This window comes from Psychromonas sp. B3M02, from assembly GCF_003318165.1.
Classification (GTDB): Bacteria; Pseudomonadota; Gammaproteobacteria; order Enterobacterales; family Psychromonadaceae; genus Psychromonas.
On the sequence record NZ_QOCB01000014.1, the window covers coordinates 1 to 17,262 of the forward strand.

Here is a 17,262-nt window from a genome sequence, read left to right on the forward strand (position 1 = left end):
TTATTTAATATAATTGGTATTACTGCAGACAAAGAGTGATAGCCTCTGTCCAATATCTTTCCAAACGCTAGAAACATAGAACACTCAGCTATATATTTTATAATGATGTTGGATAGCAGCAAGCGACACAGAAGTTATTAAACAGACTAGTTGTGTTTTCTTGATTGAAGTTAATTGATCAGTTGTCATACAAGAATAAGCAGTTGTATTAAGGTAGGGGCGTTAAAGAAGGTTATGCAGAATAAAAATAACCCCTGGCAACCAGATAGCTTGTTGACCAGAGGTTACTAACATTTGTTTAGTATAGGTTTTATGAGTTATTAATTAATGACGGTTGTTTAGGTAGTAGAAGGTGGCTTGTGCAGCTTCGTCATCTTCCCCTGAGTTATTTTGATTATAAGCACCGGCTTTGAAATACATGTACTGGCCTGTTTCATCATAGCCGCTATCGCTCATATCCCAGGTTTCAATTACATCATCTTTATCATCGCGCATGATGGTTACTGTTAATGTGTTACCCACCACTTTAATTTGATAGGAAAAAGGTTCATCTAAGGCAATACCATCGCTTGGATTACTGGCGTTATTATCACGACTGCCAATCATATCAACCCAAACTTCATCGCCATAACCATCGCGTGGCTCGTGTGCAAAGTAAATAGACCCTTTATCATTTCCCGGCAGCTTACGGTAATAAAGGCGAACTGGCTCGTCATCATTAGCGTGTATTTGACCGATAATAACGCGACCAATTTGATAGCTTTCACCGGTAGTTGAAACCTGGTTAACGGCAACGGTTGCATCTAAAATACCATCAACACCGCCTGCTTTCTCTTGTTCGCTGGTGGGGGCTGATGAGAATACCCAGTTATTTTCATTAACCCCTTTTGTTGAAATACTGGTATCACCTTCACGTAACATTTCACGCAGTTCTGTACGTGTGTAAGAGGTATTTGTTGAGGTTTTATAACCGTCTACTTCAACATAAAACACCATGCCACCATCTTCTGTATCGGTATAAAAGTATTCAAAGTCTTCATAACCATCGCTTAAGTCATCTTCACTAATGGTATCTGCTGTTCCGCTATTGTCATCATCGGTTGGGATACTTAAATTCCAGTCATTAAGTTCAAAGTTATCAGAGGACGCTGAAGAGGCATCTAGCTCTGCGCTTGGTAGTGTTGTTCCATTATAAGTGAGGCTTTTAAATTGTACCGTGCTGGTACCATCTTCATATTGATTATAAACACCGGCTTTAAAGTAACTGTATAGGTTATCCCAGTAGGTAATATCGATATTAACTTTTTCATCACCATCAACATTGATTATTAAGGTGCTATCACCTGCTTCAATTTCAAACTCTGTTGCATTACTTTCGTCGTAATCAGCTAAATAATAAAAATCATATGAATCAGGGCAGTTATCATTGTAGTTAGGGTTGCTATCGTCTTTACATTCGTAGGCATTGGTTTTGATGATTGCCCAATATGCATTACTGTAGGAATCTCCTGTATCATCATCTGTACGGCTTTCACCATCCCAAACAATACGCAGTAATGGATGAGATAAGACGGTGTCATCGGTTTCTCCATTTTCGCCTTTATTATGCACCTGCATTAATGTCATCTCTTGTCCATCACCACTGGCCGCAACAGATTGTTCAGGTGAAATAGGTAATATTTCTGCACTTAATGTCGATATTTCAGAGGTATTGGTTCTAAAGTTTTCAACAAAGCGCAATTCAGATCGTTTGCTATCCCCCGTCATCTCAAAGGTTAACCAGCCAGTGCTTGAGTCTACATAAAAGTAATCATTATCAAACCCATTATACTCACCAGCATCCACCACCTCGGAAGTTGAGGCGCTTGTTGATGGGTTGTTCTGCTGCAATTTGGCATTGTTAAGTGCATTGATATATTGCACATAGTCGTAAGGTACACCAGAGTATGAGCCTGTTGAACTTGCGTTATCTGAATTAGATGAATCTGTATCCGTTACGCTGTTGCTAGCACTACCGCCGCTACCACCACACGCACTAAGGAATACTGACAATATGGCACTACTTATTAATTTATATTTCACTGTATGACATCCATTTTCATAATAGTTAATAAAGATTCTCTGTTATTAATTCGCTTTGTATTGACTCGGTTTAACAATAGAATCTAATTATAATACAAATGAAACTTCTTCCTAAAAGCAACGTTCAAAATTGATAACTAGGCACTGCATATTGATGTAATAATGATGGTTTTCGGAGGTATGTTTGAGGTGCGATGGTTACTAATAAATAATATGACTCCCATAAAAAAGGCCGAACTTCTAAAAGTTGGCCTTGATATAGTTTTATTAATTTTTTGTTACTTATTACTCTGGTTGTGCCGCTACAGTTGCTTCAGAACTGTTTGAGTGATAAGCACTATCTGTTACTTCATCAAGCACAGCACCAACCTCGTAGTCTTCAAAATCATCAGAAAAACTAACGGTTGTGCCTGAGTCACTGTAAAGCGTTAAATCATCTACATACAATACAAAATCAGTCGTTGCTGAACCACCTGCATAACGAATTTGAATATCCTTTGCACCCGTATCATCATTACCGTCAGTGCTGTAAGTATTCTCGTAAGTACCGATTTCTTGTTCATCAATTGTAATTGTAACATCAGCTGAAGATGTTCCATCTGTAGTCCAATTGATTTGTAAGTCTACCCATTCACCAGGTGTAAATGTTGAGATATCTCCATGGTTTCTTAGTGATACAGTCCCTTCGTCTAATTGTAAGTCTACGATATGCTCACTACTTGAAGTAGATGTTCCACCTGTAGAGAATACTGTAAGAGCTGCTGTTTGTGTTTCATTTTCATCGTATAAGAAAGATACGTTAACTTGTCCAACAGCGATACCATCTGAAATTTGGTATCTTAATTCACCAGTATCAGATGTAAGAGTATCAGCTATAGCTGCTACTTGAGTTGAATCTGTACTTGTATCTGTATCTGTATCCGTATCTGTGTCGTCAGATGCTTCACCGCCAACAATGGCTGGTTGTGTTTCATCATTGTACGGGTCACCAGCACCATCTAATAATTCGTCAACTACATAATCCTCATAATCATCAAAGAAGACTTCTGTTGTACCTGCTTCGTCCGAGTAAATCGTAAAGTCATCTACTAAGAATTCTTCTGAATCTGTTAATGCATTATTACCAATTTTAAAGCCAACCGTATCAACACCTGTTGCTGCTGAATTATGGAAATCATAAGTGCCGATCTCAGTGCCGTCTACTGTTACCGTATAAGTGCCGGCAGTGACATTCCAAGTGACGTTAACGTTAACCCATGTACCTGTCGTGAAAGTGCCTACAGTAGTAGAGTCTCCAGATCTGATTTTAATGTTGCCATCATCTAGTTGTACTTCACCTACTAGGCCGGCTGTATTTGTATCTGCATTGAACAATGATATATAGGCAGTTTCAGTTTCTGATGATGCATAAAATACGTTTACATCAACTTGCCCTTCAGTTAATTCAGCACCTTCAACGGCAGCAACATCGTAACGCAATTGACCACTAGAACCTGCTTCTATATTAGTTAATACAGCATACTGGCCTGCATCAGTTGAACCTGTATCTGTTTCACTTCCAGAGTCAGTGTCATCTGTAGAACTCGTACTTTCTTTAAATTCAAGATCATCACAACCAAAAATTAGTGCTGCGCTTAAAGTGACGGCTGCAATTTTAGTGAGTTTCATTTTTTGTCCGTTTTTCATTTTTTTTTCCCTTTAAAGCTAAAAATAATTGGAGTTGATTTTGTTTACCTTTTTATTGTTCTGGAATCTGCTAAAAGGGGCAATTTTTCCATGCAAATATAATGATCTTGCTCTCATTAGGGCGTTATTTAGGTTCATAAAGTAGATCTGTACATCATTTTAAATGACAAATAGAAGGGTATTTGTATGTTTATTTGGGTGGGTTTTGATACTTTTAGTTTAATTTTTCGCCTAGGTTAGGTTGCTTTGTGTTGTTTTTATAAAAAGAAGACTTATCACGTAAACTGCTTGATTTTGAATTTAATTTATATAATTCAATGGCTTATGGTTTTGTTTGTTAGGTTCTTATTACTTTCAATTTCTTGCTTAATATTTTCAAGTAATTATTTTTATTTATAGTTTTGTATGAGTAATTGTGAGGGGGTTAAAATTTTTATGGGTGTCGATTTCTCTCATGGCTAAACGTTTATACAAAATAATCAGTGCTTTTTGTTAACGTTAATTTGAGAAGAAAAGTGAATGCTCTTCTCTTTTCATAAAGCTGAACGGATCAAAACTCGCGACGCTAATTGTTGGTAGGAGATGTTGTTTTTTGAAATATAGCTTGTTCATTGGTAAACAATGGTGGTTCGAGAAAAGGTTAAAATAAAATAGAAAAAAGGCGCACTACACAATGAATGATAGTACGCCCATAAAGTATTGAACCGCGCTTAGCGCATTGTCACAAACTCTTCAGACCCGGTTGGGTGGATAGCCACAACATTATCAAAATCAGCTTTAGTTGCTCCCATTTTCATTGCCACACTAAAGCCTTGAATCATTTCATCAACAGCAAAGCCAATTCCATGCAAACCAACAACGACTTCATCATCTCCGGCACAAACTAGCTTCATTTTACATGGCTGGCGGTGTTTAGTGATTGCCGAGTACATAGCGGTAAACCCAGATTGGTAAACCTTAACATTTTCCTTGCCATACTGTTCGATGGCTTCAGGTTCCGTTACGCCAATGGTTCCGATAGGTGGGTGGCTAAATACAACGGTAGGAATTAAGTCGTAATCCATTTTTGCTTCTGGTTTATTATTGAATAGACGTTCCGATAATTGACGGCCTGCTTTTACTGCAACTGGTGTTAGTTCCACACCATTTTCCATTATATCGCCGACACAGTAGATGCCTGGTATGTTTGTTTCTTGGTATTCATCTACTTTAATATAACCAGCATCGTTGGTTTCAACGCCTGTTACCGCTAAGTTGATCTTATCAGTGGTTGGGTGACGACCAATAGCCCAAATTAACGTATCAACATTGTGGCTTTGCCCATTTTCTAAGTGCAGAGTAATCGAGCCATCATCTTCTTTAGTCACTTCTTTGGGCGTAGAATGTGTATGTAGAGTCGGACCTTCTTCAGCCATTACTTCTACTAATGTATCGACAATTAATGGATCAAAACTACGCAGAGGCGACTCTTTACGCACGAATAAATGCGTCTCTGTACCCAAGGCACTTAATACCCCTGCTATTTCAACAGCGATATAACCGGCACCCACAATTGCAACACGTTTAGGTTGTTCAACAATATCAAAGAAACCATTAGAGTCGATGCCTAACTCTGCCCCCGGAATGTTAGGAATAGTAGGGCGGCCACCTGTTGCGATAGTAATGTGTTGTGCTGTGTATTGTTTTCCATCGACTTCAACAGTATTTTTGTCTACAAAGGTAGCAAACCCTTTTATGACTTCTACTTTATTATTACCTAAAACACGATCGTAAGATTCATGAATGCGGCCAATGTAAGCTTGGCGATTTTCTACCATTCTTGCCCAATTAAATGCTTTTACATCTACGTCAAAACCATAATCTTCAGAATAAAGGTTAATTGCCTCGGCAACTTGTGCACCATGCCACATCACTTTTTTAGGAACACAACCTACATTGACACAAGTGCCACCTAAATCTTTGGCTTCGATGATCGCTACTTTAGCACCGTGCATAGACGCTCGATTTGCAGAAGCGATACCGCCGCTACCACCACCGATACAGATGTAATCAAAATCAAATTGTTTGTCGCTCATGGAGACCTCATTTTTATTCTGGAAAATTAAACGGCTAATACTTTGTTTTTCTTAGTCGTTAAGTTACAGCATTGCTTGTACAAACCCTAGAGTTTGTATGGAGTTTTTTGATTGTTGTGGGTAAATACAGTCATCACATCAATTCATCTACTATCTTACGCTATCAGGATAAGAATAGGATCGCTCTACGTCGGAGATGATAAATTTTTAATATGTTGAAAACACGATCATTATCATATATCTATTTATTATCAATAATTTAGGACGTATAAAAGAGGGAGGTAACAGCTAGCAACCAGTCAGGCTGATAGCTGTTTTTAAGCTGGGGTTAATCAAAGCTTATTGTGTGACTGTTTTATAAGCCCACGTTAACCATGGCATTAATGCTTCCAAATCACTTTGTTCAACTGTGCTACCACACCAAATACGTAAGCCACTTGGCGCATCTTTGTAGGCACCAATATCAAAGGCGACGTTTTCAGTGGATAGTAGTTTGATGAACTGTTTAAGCTGCTCAGCAGATAAATCAACAGATAAACACACACTGGTATTAGAACGAATACTCTCTTTTTCTGCTAAGAAATTAATCCATTCGTTGTTTTCAACAAACTCTGCTAACACGGCTAAGTTTTGTTGTGATTTATTAATACAAGCTTCAACACCACCAATTGAACGTACCCAGTTCAGTGCATCTTGGTAATCCGCCACACACAACATCGACGGTGTATTAATGGTTGCACCAGAGAAAATACCCTCTATTAATTTACCACCCGCCGTTAAACGGAATATTTTAGGTAAAGGCCACGATGGAGTATAACTTTCTAAACGTTCCACCGCGCGAGGGCTTAAGATAATCACGCCATGACCACCTTCACCGCCTAATACTTTCTGCCAGCTAAATGTCGTGACATCTAACTTTTCCCATGGCATTGGCATAGCAAATACAGCTGAAGTTGCATCACAAATGGTTAATCCTTCACGATCGTCACTAATAAAGTCAGCGTTTTCTACTTTAACGCCAGAAGTGGTGCCATTCCACGTAAAGATACAATCATTTTCTGGGTTAACTAAACTCATGTCAGGTAGTTGGCCATAGTCAGCTTTAATCTCATTGACATTATCTAGTTTCAACTGCTTAGTAATATCAGCAAACCAACCTTGCCCAAATGACTCCCAATAACAGATATCAACTGCACGAGGGCCAAGTACTGACCACATGATCATCTCCATCGCGCCAGTATCTGAAGCCGGCACAATGCCAACACGATACCCCTCAGGTAACTGTAAAATGTCAGCTGTATCTTCAATCACTTTTTGTAAGGCTGCTTTACCTACATCCGAACGATGTGAACGACCTAATGTTGTTTGATCTAAGCTTAATAAATCATATCCTGGGCGCTTAGCACATGGACCAGAAGAAAAGTTAGGAGTAGTCGGTTTAAGCGAAGGTACAGCGGCCGTCATTGGCAAATCCTTTTATAAACAAGTAGGGGATGATAATGATATTGAAAATACACCAGAGGCGGTTGGTTATCAAACAAATCCGTCTCTTATTCATTACAATATTCTAATATGTACAAAAGGAAGATAGATTGTCCTTAAAGCTAAAATTTAGCCTAATAATAAGCAATTTTATTAAAATCATTTGATTTTGCCTGTTTTGTAAACAATCAACCAATTTTTAGCAAAAGTTACTTTACATTAACGCTAGCTTCGGTATTATCCGCAACGTCTGCAGGGGTGTAGTTCCAACGGCAGAACGACGGATTCCAAATCCGTATGTTGGGAGTTCGAATCTCTCCACCCCTGCCACATTTAGATGAAGCCTCAGCAATTTATTGTTGAGGCTTTGTTGTTTCTACTGCTATAAAAACCTTAATTACCTACGCCACCTCTACCTTATTCTTTTTAGTCTTTTGTGAGTTCAGTTTTCTTTGTATGCCTTGATCTTTAGATTAAACATGAAAATGAATATTGATAATTCGAACGTTATAATTCCTCTTAGGTTACTGGAGGCTGTTCATTTACGTAAATTTATTTTTTTAATCGTTGGCTAAGTGGTTTTATGGCAGTTGCTAATATAGAGGGAGATAATATTGTCATGTTTTTATTCTGGCAGGATTTCGACCCCATTGCGAGTTAGAAGGGATATCATGGTTCCTTATTTTTAAAGTCCGCTATGAGTCTAAAGCTGACATTAAATAAGTTGGTGCTCTGGCTCGCTAAGGGGCACATAACGCCCTAGGAAATTTACTACTAAACACAAAAAAGGCCACCATCTAGGTAACCTCCAAGTTCTGCATTTGACGGTGATTATTGTAAATGGTTAGATAATGACCTGTTTTTAATACTTAATCAGCATACTTATTTGTCTCTCTTTCTCGCCATCAGCTAACTTTTGAAGTTCCCTTAATTTTTTGTTAATTCCCGACTCTTTAGTTAATTTTTTATTCTTCAACCATTTTTTCAATTTTTGTAAATTATCAACATCTGTATTGATATCACAAACATCGACAAAGTGAGCTTTGATAACATTTAAAAGCGAGGATGAGCTATTTACTTGTAATTTGAATTTATCAATTAAAGCAAGTGAAAGGTTTTTATTATCCATATTATCTTTCAATAGCTCTGTTAGTAGCTTTTCAAACTCACTTTCAATTTCAAGAATATTAAAATGGCAAATAATGTTGTTGTCTAAAGAATTAATAAAAGAGGCTTTAGCGAAATCGAGGCTTTCTGCAACACGGTTTACTGAACGTTTGCTGATATCTCCCCAATTAAGGTATGTAGATGTTTTTCCATGTGCTTTCGTAATTAAAGCTTTATCTTGCTGTTCAAATATTAAGTATTCGATCAATGATTCATATTTATCTATTTCATTATTAATATTACTTAATATCAATTCCCATTGATTAGAATCTGAAATGATAGTTAGAGCCTTATGCATGTCAGGTTTTTCAAAAAATCTAATATTATTTGCTAAAAGGTTAAGTAGCTCAGGATGTTCCTCGGCAGACCAAAGTAACAACTCATTATAAGATTTTTGTTCAGCCTCAGTCTCAAAAGGCAATAATTTAGCTAAAACTTTAACGATATATTTTTGATGGTTCCCTTTAAAATAGCTTTCCTTATGGGGGATATTAGTGAAAATATATTTACCAACGGTTGTTTTCAGGGACGCTAATGAACTATCAATTGATGCAATTTTTTCAATCCATTGCCACGCTAGTAAAACATAGTCTTCATTACCAGGGTGACTTGCAATTAATGAGTAGCATACTGATATCATTTGAGTGAGGTATTTTTCGGATAGATCATCCTTTACCAAATCAATAATGTTCAAATAATCTCGATAGATTGTTAATTGAACATTATTTACTGCTAGTTGAAGAACTGCACTTTCAACCCATTTTGCAAGGTTTCTGCTAACACTCTCTGCTCCATTCAGAATATTTATAAATTCAAATAGTGCGGCTGAAATCTCAGTGTTCGCTTTCTTTTGATTAATATGGATTTGCATTTGTTTCAATAAAACATGCATTAACTCTGTCGATTTATCATCGTCCGTAATTAAATCCCCTCGAACGATAAAGTTAGCTAGCATCTTACTTTTTTCAAACTCAACCGAATTAATAGGCTTATTAATCAAGTTAATTTTAAGAAATGGGGTAATTAAATCAAATAACAAATGCAGGTAGTTATATTTGGCAACTGTTTCGTGAGTATAAATAAATTCAAAAAGAAACTCTAAAAACTCAACACTTGCATCATTGATATGCTTTATATACAAAGCGATTAAACTTTTGAATTCAGGTGTATTTTTAGACGTAAAATTCTGAAGTGCATACGAGTCTAACTGAGCAAATTGAGTAATTGTGTTGGTGAGTAATTTCTTATTATCCGTAAATGCTTCCTCTGTTAAATACCTGTCAAATATGTTCTCTTTAATCAACTTAGATACTTTTAATAAATGTTGCTTTTCTTTGAAATATTCTTGATTAATTGTGACTAAATGTATGAACCATTCATTTAGCATATGATTCTCATAACATGAAATTTTATTGATTGCTGAAATAGTGACTTTTTTATCAAGTTCAATAAAAATTAAAATTAGTTTTTCAAAAACGCTCTTAGCAAGTTCAAAATCAATACTCTCGGCTAAATATTTATCTAATTCATCTGTAAACCTTGATAAAATTTCAGCGGAAAATAGATTAGTAATCGTCTTCTGTTCAAGTGAATTTAAAATTTTAACGTACTTGTCTCGCTGTAAGAATTCGTGACCTTCATTAGCAGGGATATTAACAAAACCTTTGAGTAATTCGATAGTTGCTTTATCTACATAATTGGCACGCTTATCTATATTTTGAATTAGCATCATAACAATTTCAAATAATCGTTCTGGTGAGCAATAATCACTTATTGATTCTTGTTCATTACTCAATACACTAAAATATCGTTTTTTTGCTTTAAGGATACTGGAGTTCGCTAAAGAAAAAACGTTATCTATTATTTCAGGATCAAAAGAATATAAAGTTGTTTCGTTAATTCTGTCAAAGTGCTCAATAATGAATTTCACTATTTTTCTTTGGTGCTGAGGGGATATTAATGGAGCTAACTCCACGAGACTTGGAAGGAAAGTGGTAAAATCAGAACTGTAACTTAAGTTATCTGTAATTTTGCTAATGACTTCAGATATTTCGCCTTTCTCTTCATCAAGGAAACTATTTAACGCTACCATATTCCTAGTTTTTAAAGCGTTGGACACTTTGTTATAGATTTCATTACCTACTACACCACTGTACGATATTTCATCTAAGTAAATAAAAGCTTTAATTAATGATGAGTCGTAAATTTCTGTTCGGCTGACAAACTCCTCAACTTCCAAATTTACGACACCTTTTTTAATTAAACCTTTAAAATATTGATGTGCGTATTTTGGAACATTGTCTTCTAAGTCAATAGACACTACTTCTGGGTCAACCAACTCGAAGTGATTTTTTCTTGTTCTAAAATAATTAACAATCCAAGTTGGAAGTTCTGGGAATTTTAGGAGGTTATTTTCCAGTCCATAATAGATAGATAACATATATACACGGGCATACGGCAAAATATTTTTTGAAATTGTACCCGCTTTTAACCTTATTTCTTTTTTTTCTAATTTTAAAGCATGCTCAAGCTGTAGCGTAAAGCGATTGAATATATTGATAGCCTCGCGAGGAGTCTTTATTGAGCTAACAAGTAAAATATCAATTAATGACTCCATCTCATCAGTAGTTTCCAACAGGTTATTTAAAGGGTGATATTGACTTTCGTTATTGATCTTTGCAATTAAAAATTCTCTTAAATCTAACTGACTTTGTGGCGGAACACTTATAGTGTGTGAGAATATTTTTGAACAAAAATCTTTTGCTTTCCATTGAACTTCTTTTTCATCTATTCCTTCAGATTTATCAATTGCAGATTCATAGAATGCGCGTTGAATGTTGTTTAAATCACATGGGATAATAAATATAGCTTTACCCAAATCAATGAATGTTCGTAATTCATTTAAAGTATGAATAATTTCATCATTATGCTTTCTATCAACATCTTCAATAACAATAACTAAATTTTGGCAATCAGGATTCCCATTATGCTTACTTAAAATATTTCTAAATACTGACTGTAATTGCTCTGTATTAGAAATCGAAGGAAGTGAAATTGATTTCTCTGAGGGCGAGATATGAAATTTAAAAAGTGTAGGTAGGCTTTTAAATATGTTCTTTGATAATACTGAAATTAAGGATGTGGACGTTAGCGATATTACAAACATTTTCAGCGCAAACATAAAGCTACTGTCAAGGTTTCTTTCCATGATAAAATCAATTAACCCCGCTAAAGACCCGACAATAAGACTGCCCCATAGAATGGTTTTGATAATTCCCCAAGTTAATAACTTGGTGTACTTAGGGAGCTCTTCAATAAAACTTGAAATACCTTCATCGAGCTTTTTTTGATTAACTTCTTTTTTGGTAAAACTTGAATACACTAAGTCACTAAACTCTTCGTCTAACGATGATATTTCATTTTCATAAACTAATGTTTCTAAAAACTTTTTATCTCTAAAATCCCTGTTTTTTTTGTTTTGCAATGCATAAAAAACGTTGCGAAACAAAGCATAATATGTATTTTCTTTTTCGTGTCGCCAAATATTAAAATGAATAACTTTTTTATTTGTAGAGCCGTTCCATCTTTCAAATAACAAATTTGTGATGGTTGACTTGCCACTACCGTACTCACCATTCAAACATATACAGCTAGGAATATTATCTTCTTTAAATAAACCATCAATTTTTTCATCTAATAATTCAGAAATAACATCATGTGATAATTTATCATCATTAACAGTTGAAACTGGTACCGTTTTGATTTGCCAACTACTTTGAAGCCGATTATCCATTGATGTGCTCACTTATAAAACATGAAAAAAACAGCAAAAGCTGTGCATAATTTAATATACCATTATAAATCATCTGGTTACTAACTAATGCTACCTAACAATGTTTTTATACTGATAAATAATTTTTCTTGTACTGAATAACATTGCCAGTTGATATAAATGAAATAGCTGGATATACGTTATTCTGATCACTCATATAATTTTCGTAGCAGTTAAATTTATAGTGGCCTAAGGCGCAATGGGGGCGGTAGCGACTTTTAGTAATGTCTGCTTTGTTGGAGCTACTGACGCTACCTACCTCAAAAATACACATAAATTCTAAGGCGCAATTTGTCCCTAGAGACTTATAAATAAGTACATTAAGGCTAATCACTTTGATTTGAAGAATCGAATAAGAATTAGATTTAATCATTATTACCTTTGAAGATAAAATGAGTATTCTACTGTTTACTACTTATCCTTATTTAGCCTTGTATTTTTTATTATTTAACATTTATACAAGGCAATAAAAAACCTGCCATAGGCAGGTTTTGATAGCTGAGTCGTTATCGCTTTCTATAATTTGCTTAGCTTAAACTCATCAATACGGACTTCTGTTTGTTTACCAATATCACCTGATGAATCGATTTGTGATGGGTCGGTAATATGCAGTTTTGCGTAAATAGTAACTGAAACATTAGAGCCAGAATTAAAGTTAACTGCGGTTTGTTTGAAGCGTTTTTTGACTGCGCCTTGTGGGGCATTAGTTAATTCTGAAACATGGATGGTTTTGCTGACTAATGATTCGCCTGTCATGCCATCGACACCAAACACTAACTCGCTGATTGAGTCATCGCCTTTTTTATCATTGTAATACAGCGATAACTGGTAATCGGTATTAGGTTGAAGGCCAAGTACTTGTTGCGTTAAGCCTGGTTGTGCGCTGAAGTCATCATTGGCTGATACAAAGCGTAAACGTGAAGAGCCTTCTTCATCAAAGGCGGTATCTTTTGAGCTACCTGCGTCGCCTAAACCTGCATTTTTATTGGCGCTTTTTTTCCATACATCACTCTTACCACTGTTACTTCTAAACTCAGTTAGCTGTGGGTCGGCAATGAGATTATCTCCAGATGCTACAGCGACTACAGTACTCGCATTATTTGATGCAGTTGAAGTGGTTTGTGCTGTATTGGCACAACCCGTTAATAGTGCTGCGATAGTTAATCCTAAGTAAATTCTTTTCATACCTTACCCCTAAACGTCTATTTATTAATGGTATCGATACTTTATAGTGCTATTGTATTATTTTATGTGATTGCTAAAACATTTTATAAATCGGCGATCGAGATACGCCTTAGTATTTTTATTTCTGTGATACGCGTTACTTGAAGTCGCCTATTTTTGACGTGATAAAAACTGGCTGGTTAATGCTAACTACCTAATAATAAATGGAAAAATAACCTTTGTAAGATAACATAAAATAGTTGTATGTTAACTTATATGATGTCCTAGGGTGATATCTTTAGAGGCACAAAAATCTACAAATTGAGTAATATGCGAAGGGCAGTTTGCAGCACAATGATATAAGTTCAATTTCAATGTCATATTGAGTTCTTGCATTGAAATAAACTGACATCCATTCAACCCTAAGTATTTGACGCACGTTGGGACAAATGAGATTCCTAATCCCGCAGACACGACTGTCATTAAACTGCGTATATTGCCATGGTGCGAAGTAATATTAGGGTAAAAACCATTTTTCTCGCAATTGGATACCACATGGTGATGTAAATCCATCGCTTCTTCTGGTTTAAATAAGATAAAGTTTTCGCTTTTTAAGTCTTGAAACGTAATTTTTTTTTGTTTTAGTAACGGGTGCCCATCTGGAATCGCTGCGACTAAAGGGTCAGTATAGATTTCGGCACAAGAGAAACGCTCTTTTTCCAACAAAGGTTGAGGGCGTGAAAAGCTCACATCGATTTTATTTTCTAATAGGGCATTTAACTGCTCTTTTGATGTCATCTCTTGAATGGATATCTTAATACGTGGGTAACGGGCCGAAAACTGACTCACTAATTGCGGAAAAAAAGTAGAGCAAGCGGAAGCAAGGTATCCGATTCGTAGACTTTGTTGTTTATCTTCGGCTGCTCTCACCAATTCTGTGACACGTGTATTATTTGCGACAATTTCAATGGCTTCGGGTAATAGGATTTTCCCTGTTTCCGTTAAATTTACTTCGCGTGTGCTTCTTGTAAAAAGCTTTACGCCAAGCTCTTTTTCTAAGTCTGAAATTTGTCGGCTAACATTAGGTTGTACCGTATATAGCTGCTTTGCGGCCGCTGAAAAGTTTTTTAAAGCGGCGACTGCGATGAATGTTTTCAGTGATTTTATTTCCATTCAACAGTCCCTTTTATTACAAATATGTATTAATGCTATACATTATCAGTATTTCTCCAGCCCACCAACGGCACGTATATTTATTTGTGTAGCGCGTATCAAAGCGCGATTAAATTAAATTGCTCATCGCTTTAATTGGGAATATCTCCCTCCACTAATAGGATGTTTAAAATGGATATCGATGTCATTGTTGTACTGGTTTATTTTGTCTTTTTGCTTGGGATTGGTTGGATGTTTCGATCGGCCGCTGATAATACTTCAGAGTATTTTCGAGGTGGTGGTCGAATGCTTTGGTGGATGGTTGGCGCAACGGCATTCATGATGGCATTAAGCGCGATGACCTTTACTGGGTTAATGGGGAAAGCCTTAAACAGTGGTATGTCGGTGGCGATAGTCTTTTTTGCGAATGCGTTAGGTTACTTTTGTAATTACCTGTTCTTTGCTGCAAAAGCACGACAAATGCGTGTGATTAGTCCGTTACAAGGCGCAAGAATGCGTTTAGGTAAAGTCAATGAGCAAGTGTTCACATGGGCTAATATTCCATTAAGTGTATTACAAGCCGCCATTTGGTTAAATGGTTTGGCGGTGTTTACCAGTGCGGTACTCGGCGTGCCATTAGAGCAAACTATTATTGGTGCTGGTTTAGTGGTGCTGTTTATGTCACTGGTTGGTGGGAGCTGGGCGGTAATTGCATCAGATTTCTTACAAATGGTGATCATTACGGTGATGTCATTTATTGCAGCAGCGGTAGCGGTCTGGAAATCGGGCGGTGTTGGTAATTTACTCGAAGTTGGATTACCTGAGCAATCATTAATGGGTGATGGATATAGCTACACTTATCTGTTTGTTGGTTGGTTTGTTTGTATTTTTGTGAAGCAGTTCTTTAGTACCAATAATATGGTCGACTCTTATCGTTATATTAGTGCCAAAGATACAAAAAATGCACGTAAAGCGGCTTTATTAGCCTGTGGTTTGATGATCTTCGGGCCATTAGTTTGGTTCTTACCTGCATGGTTTGTTGCTGGTAACTACCCAGATGTAACGACTTGGGGGTTAGATGAGCTTGGTAAAAATGTATCCGATGCGACTTATTACATCTTTGTTAAACGTGAGATGCCAGCGGGTATGGTGGGATTAATGTTAGCGGCGATGTTTGCTGCTACCATGTCATCGATGGATTCAGCATTAAATCGTAATGCAGGGATCTTAGTGAAAAGTGTATATGAACCCTACTTTTGTAAAAATCCAAATGAAAAAACGCTAATGCGTGCAAGTCAATTCTTCACGGCGATGTTTGGCATTATTGTCATCTTTACTGGTTTATTTTTAACTTCACTGCGCGAATTTGGATTATTTGATTTAATGATGCTGGTGGGGACGTTAGTGGGTTTCCCTGTGTTGATTCCATCAATCATGTGTTTCTTTATCCGTAAAACACCAGATTGGGCTGGATGGGGCACTATTTTAGTGGGAATGTGTGTATCAGGTATCATTGCCTTTGGTATTACGCCTGAGTTGATCGAATCTGTTTTCGGGTTAGATGCACCATTAACTGCGCGTGAATTTGCTGAAATGAAGTCGGTAACCTTAGGTGTTTCAGGCCACATGCTGATTACTTTACCTTTCTTTGTATTATCACAATTCTTTTATAAAGGCTTGTCACCAGAGCGTACGGCTGAAGTTGAGAAGTTTTTCTCGAATGTTGATACGGAAGTGGTGGTGGAAGATACGCCGCTCAGTGTGACTATGGATAATAAGCAGCACACGATGTTAGGGCGTTTATTACTGACAGCTTGTGTGCCTTTGTTGTTATTAACCTTAGTGCCTAATCCTTTATGGGGGCGTTTATTGTTTGTTGCTGTCGCTGCGATTGTTGGCTTGATTGGTTGGTTATTAGTTAAATCGGTGAAAGATGTACCGACGGCGACCAGCCATGTAAAGACCTCTTCACCTGTCATTGATACCGATGCAAGCAAAGCGGTGGTTAATTAGTTTTTAAATTATCAACATGAGAGTGAGTTTACGCACTCACTCTCTAAGGTTCGGAATATGTCTGTACAACAAGAGTTTGGTGGCGAATTAAGCGAAGAAGAGTTTCGTAAATTTACACTGTATACAACCCAAAGCAATAATTTTGAAGATGATAATAGCAGAGCTAAGATTTTAGGCTTTGTGAATGAACGCGTCAGGATTGCTCCCGGAGCAGTGGTTAGAATTGGTGATAACCAAATCGGTAAATGTTCTTATGTTGGCTTATATAGCTATGTGAATGGTGATGTCAATATTGGAGAAAATGTATTAATCGGTCCACATGCCAGTATTGTTGCCTCTAATCATATTTATTCTGTTGAGGATGATTTTTTTAGCGGCCGCAGCGATTTAAGCCAGGGTAAAGTCATCATTAAAGATGGTGTCTGGTTAACCTCTGGGGTGGTTATAACACCTGGGGTGACTATTGGGCGATGCAGCTTAGTCTGCGCGAATTCAGTGGTCACAAGTGATGTTGATGATTATGCGATCGTGGGCGGCACACCGGCAGTCCCGTTAGGAAAGATAGACAGAGAAACAGGTCAATATACTTGGTTTAAACAGGAGAAATAA

Annotated in this window: 9 protein-coding genes and 1 tRNA gene; 3 read left to right on the forward strand and 7 right to left on the reverse strand. The window is 36.7% G+C overall.

Annotated features, from left to right (window positions below):
• Window positions 1-324: 324 nt before the first annotated feature.
• From DS885_RS17710 to DS885_RS01945, 4 genes are all read right to left on the reverse strand, one after another.
• Entirely contained in the window at window positions 325-2,082 is a 1,758-nt protein-coding gene (locus DS885_RS17710; RefSeq protein ID WP_258546825.1) for a polysaccharide lyase family 7 protein, read from the reverse strand.
• 285 nt (window positions 2,083-2,367) lie between these two features.
• Window positions 2,368-3,768, reverse strand: a complete 1,401-nt coding sequence (locus DS885_RS01935; protein WP_113817719.1) for a hypothetical protein — start codon at window positions 3,766-3,768, stop codon at window positions 2,368-2,370.
• 710 nt (window positions 3,769-4,478) lie between these two features.
• On the reverse strand, window positions 4,479-5,843 hold the full coding sequence (gene gorA, locus DS885_RS01940; RefSeq protein WP_113817720.1) for a glutathione-disulfide reductase: 1,365 nt from the start codon (window positions 5,841-5,843) through the stop codon (window positions 4,479-4,481).
• A gap of 339 nt (window positions 5,844-6,182) precedes the next feature.
• On the reverse strand, window positions 6,183-7,307 hold the full coding sequence (locus tag DS885_RS01945) for a phosphoserine transaminase (RefSeq protein ID WP_113817721.1): 1,125 nt from the start codon (window positions 7,305-7,307) through the stop codon (window positions 6,183-6,185).
• Between the two features lie 272 nt (window positions 7,308-7,579).
• Here DS885_RS01945 and DS885_RS01950 point away from each other — a divergent pair.
• Window positions 7,580-7,655: transfer RNA gene (locus DS885_RS01950), tRNA-Trp, on the forward strand.
• 532 nt (window positions 7,656-8,187) lie between these two features.
• Here DS885_RS01950 and DS885_RS01955 read toward each other — a convergent pair.
• The 3 genes from DS885_RS01955 to DS885_RS01965 all read right to left on the reverse strand — a co-directional run bounded on the left by DS885_RS01955 (window position 8,188) and on the right by DS885_RS01965 (window position 14,661).
• Entirely contained in the window at window positions 8,188-12,285 is a 4,098-nt protein-coding gene (locus tag DS885_RS01955) for a P-loop NTPase fold protein (protein WP_113817722.1), read from the reverse strand.
• Window positions 12,286-12,840: 555 nt separating this feature from the next.
• Window positions 12,841-13,509 carry a hypothetical protein gene (locus tag DS885_RS01960; RefSeq protein ID WP_113817723.1) on the reverse strand — a complete coding sequence of 223 codons (669 nt, stop codon included), beginning with the start codon at window positions 13,507-13,509 and terminating at the stop codon, window positions 12,841-12,843.
• 246 nt (window positions 13,510-13,755) lie between these two features.
• Complete coding sequence (locus DS885_RS01965; protein ID WP_113817724.1) at window positions 13,756-14,661, reverse strand: LysR family transcriptional regulator; 906 nt, start codon at window positions 14,659-14,661, stop codon at window positions 13,756-13,758.
• 171 nt (window positions 14,662-14,832) lie between these two features.
• Here DS885_RS01965 and DS885_RS01970 point away from each other — a divergent pair, with 171 nt between their 5' ends.
• Window positions 14,833-16,653: a sodium:solute symporter family transporter gene (locus DS885_RS01970; RefSeq protein WP_113817725.1), complete on the forward strand. Its 1,821-nt coding sequence runs from the start codon at window positions 14,833-14,835 to the stop codon at window positions 16,651-16,653.
• Between the two features lie 57 nt (window positions 16,654-16,710).
• Window positions 16,711-17,262: an acyltransferase gene (locus DS885_RS01975; protein ID WP_113817726.1), complete on the forward strand. Its 552-nt coding sequence runs from the start codon at window positions 16,711-16,713 to the stop codon at window positions 17,260-17,262.

What these genes read in the sequence shown, in the direction of transcription:
- DS885_RS01935 (WP_113817719.1), bottom strand. Translation starts at nt 3,768, where the DNA reads ATGAAAAACGGACAAAAAATGAAACTCACTAAAATTGCAGCCGTCACT.
- gorA (WP_113817720.1), bottom strand. Translation starts at nt 5,843, where the DNA reads ATGAGCGACAAACAATTTGATTTTGATTACATCTGTATCGGTGGTGGT.
- DS885_RS01945 (WP_113817721.1), bottom strand. Translation starts at nt 7,307, where the DNA reads ATGACGGCCGCTGTACCTTCGCTTAAACCGACTACTCCTAACTTTTCT.
- DS885_RS01955 (WP_113817722.1), bottom strand. Translation starts at nt 12,285, where the DNA reads ATGGATAATCGGCTTCAAAGTAGTTGGCAAATCAAAACGGTACCAGTT.
- DS885_RS01960 (WP_113817723.1), bottom strand. Translation starts at nt 13,509, where the DNA reads ATGAAAAGAATTTACTTAGGATTAACTATCGCAGCACTATTAACGGGT.
- DS885_RS01965 (WP_113817724.1), bottom strand. Translation starts at nt 14,661, where the DNA reads ATGGAAATAAAATCACTGAAAACATTCATCGCAGTCGCCGCTTTAAAA.
- DS885_RS01970 (WP_113817725.1), top strand. Translation starts at nt 14,833, where the DNA reads ATGGATATCGATGTCATTGTTGTACTGGTTTATTTTGTCTTTTTGCTT.
- DS885_RS01975 (WP_113817726.1), top strand. Translation starts at nt 16,711, where the DNA reads ATGTCTGTACAACAAGAGTTTGGTGGCGAATTAAGCGAAGAAGAGTTT.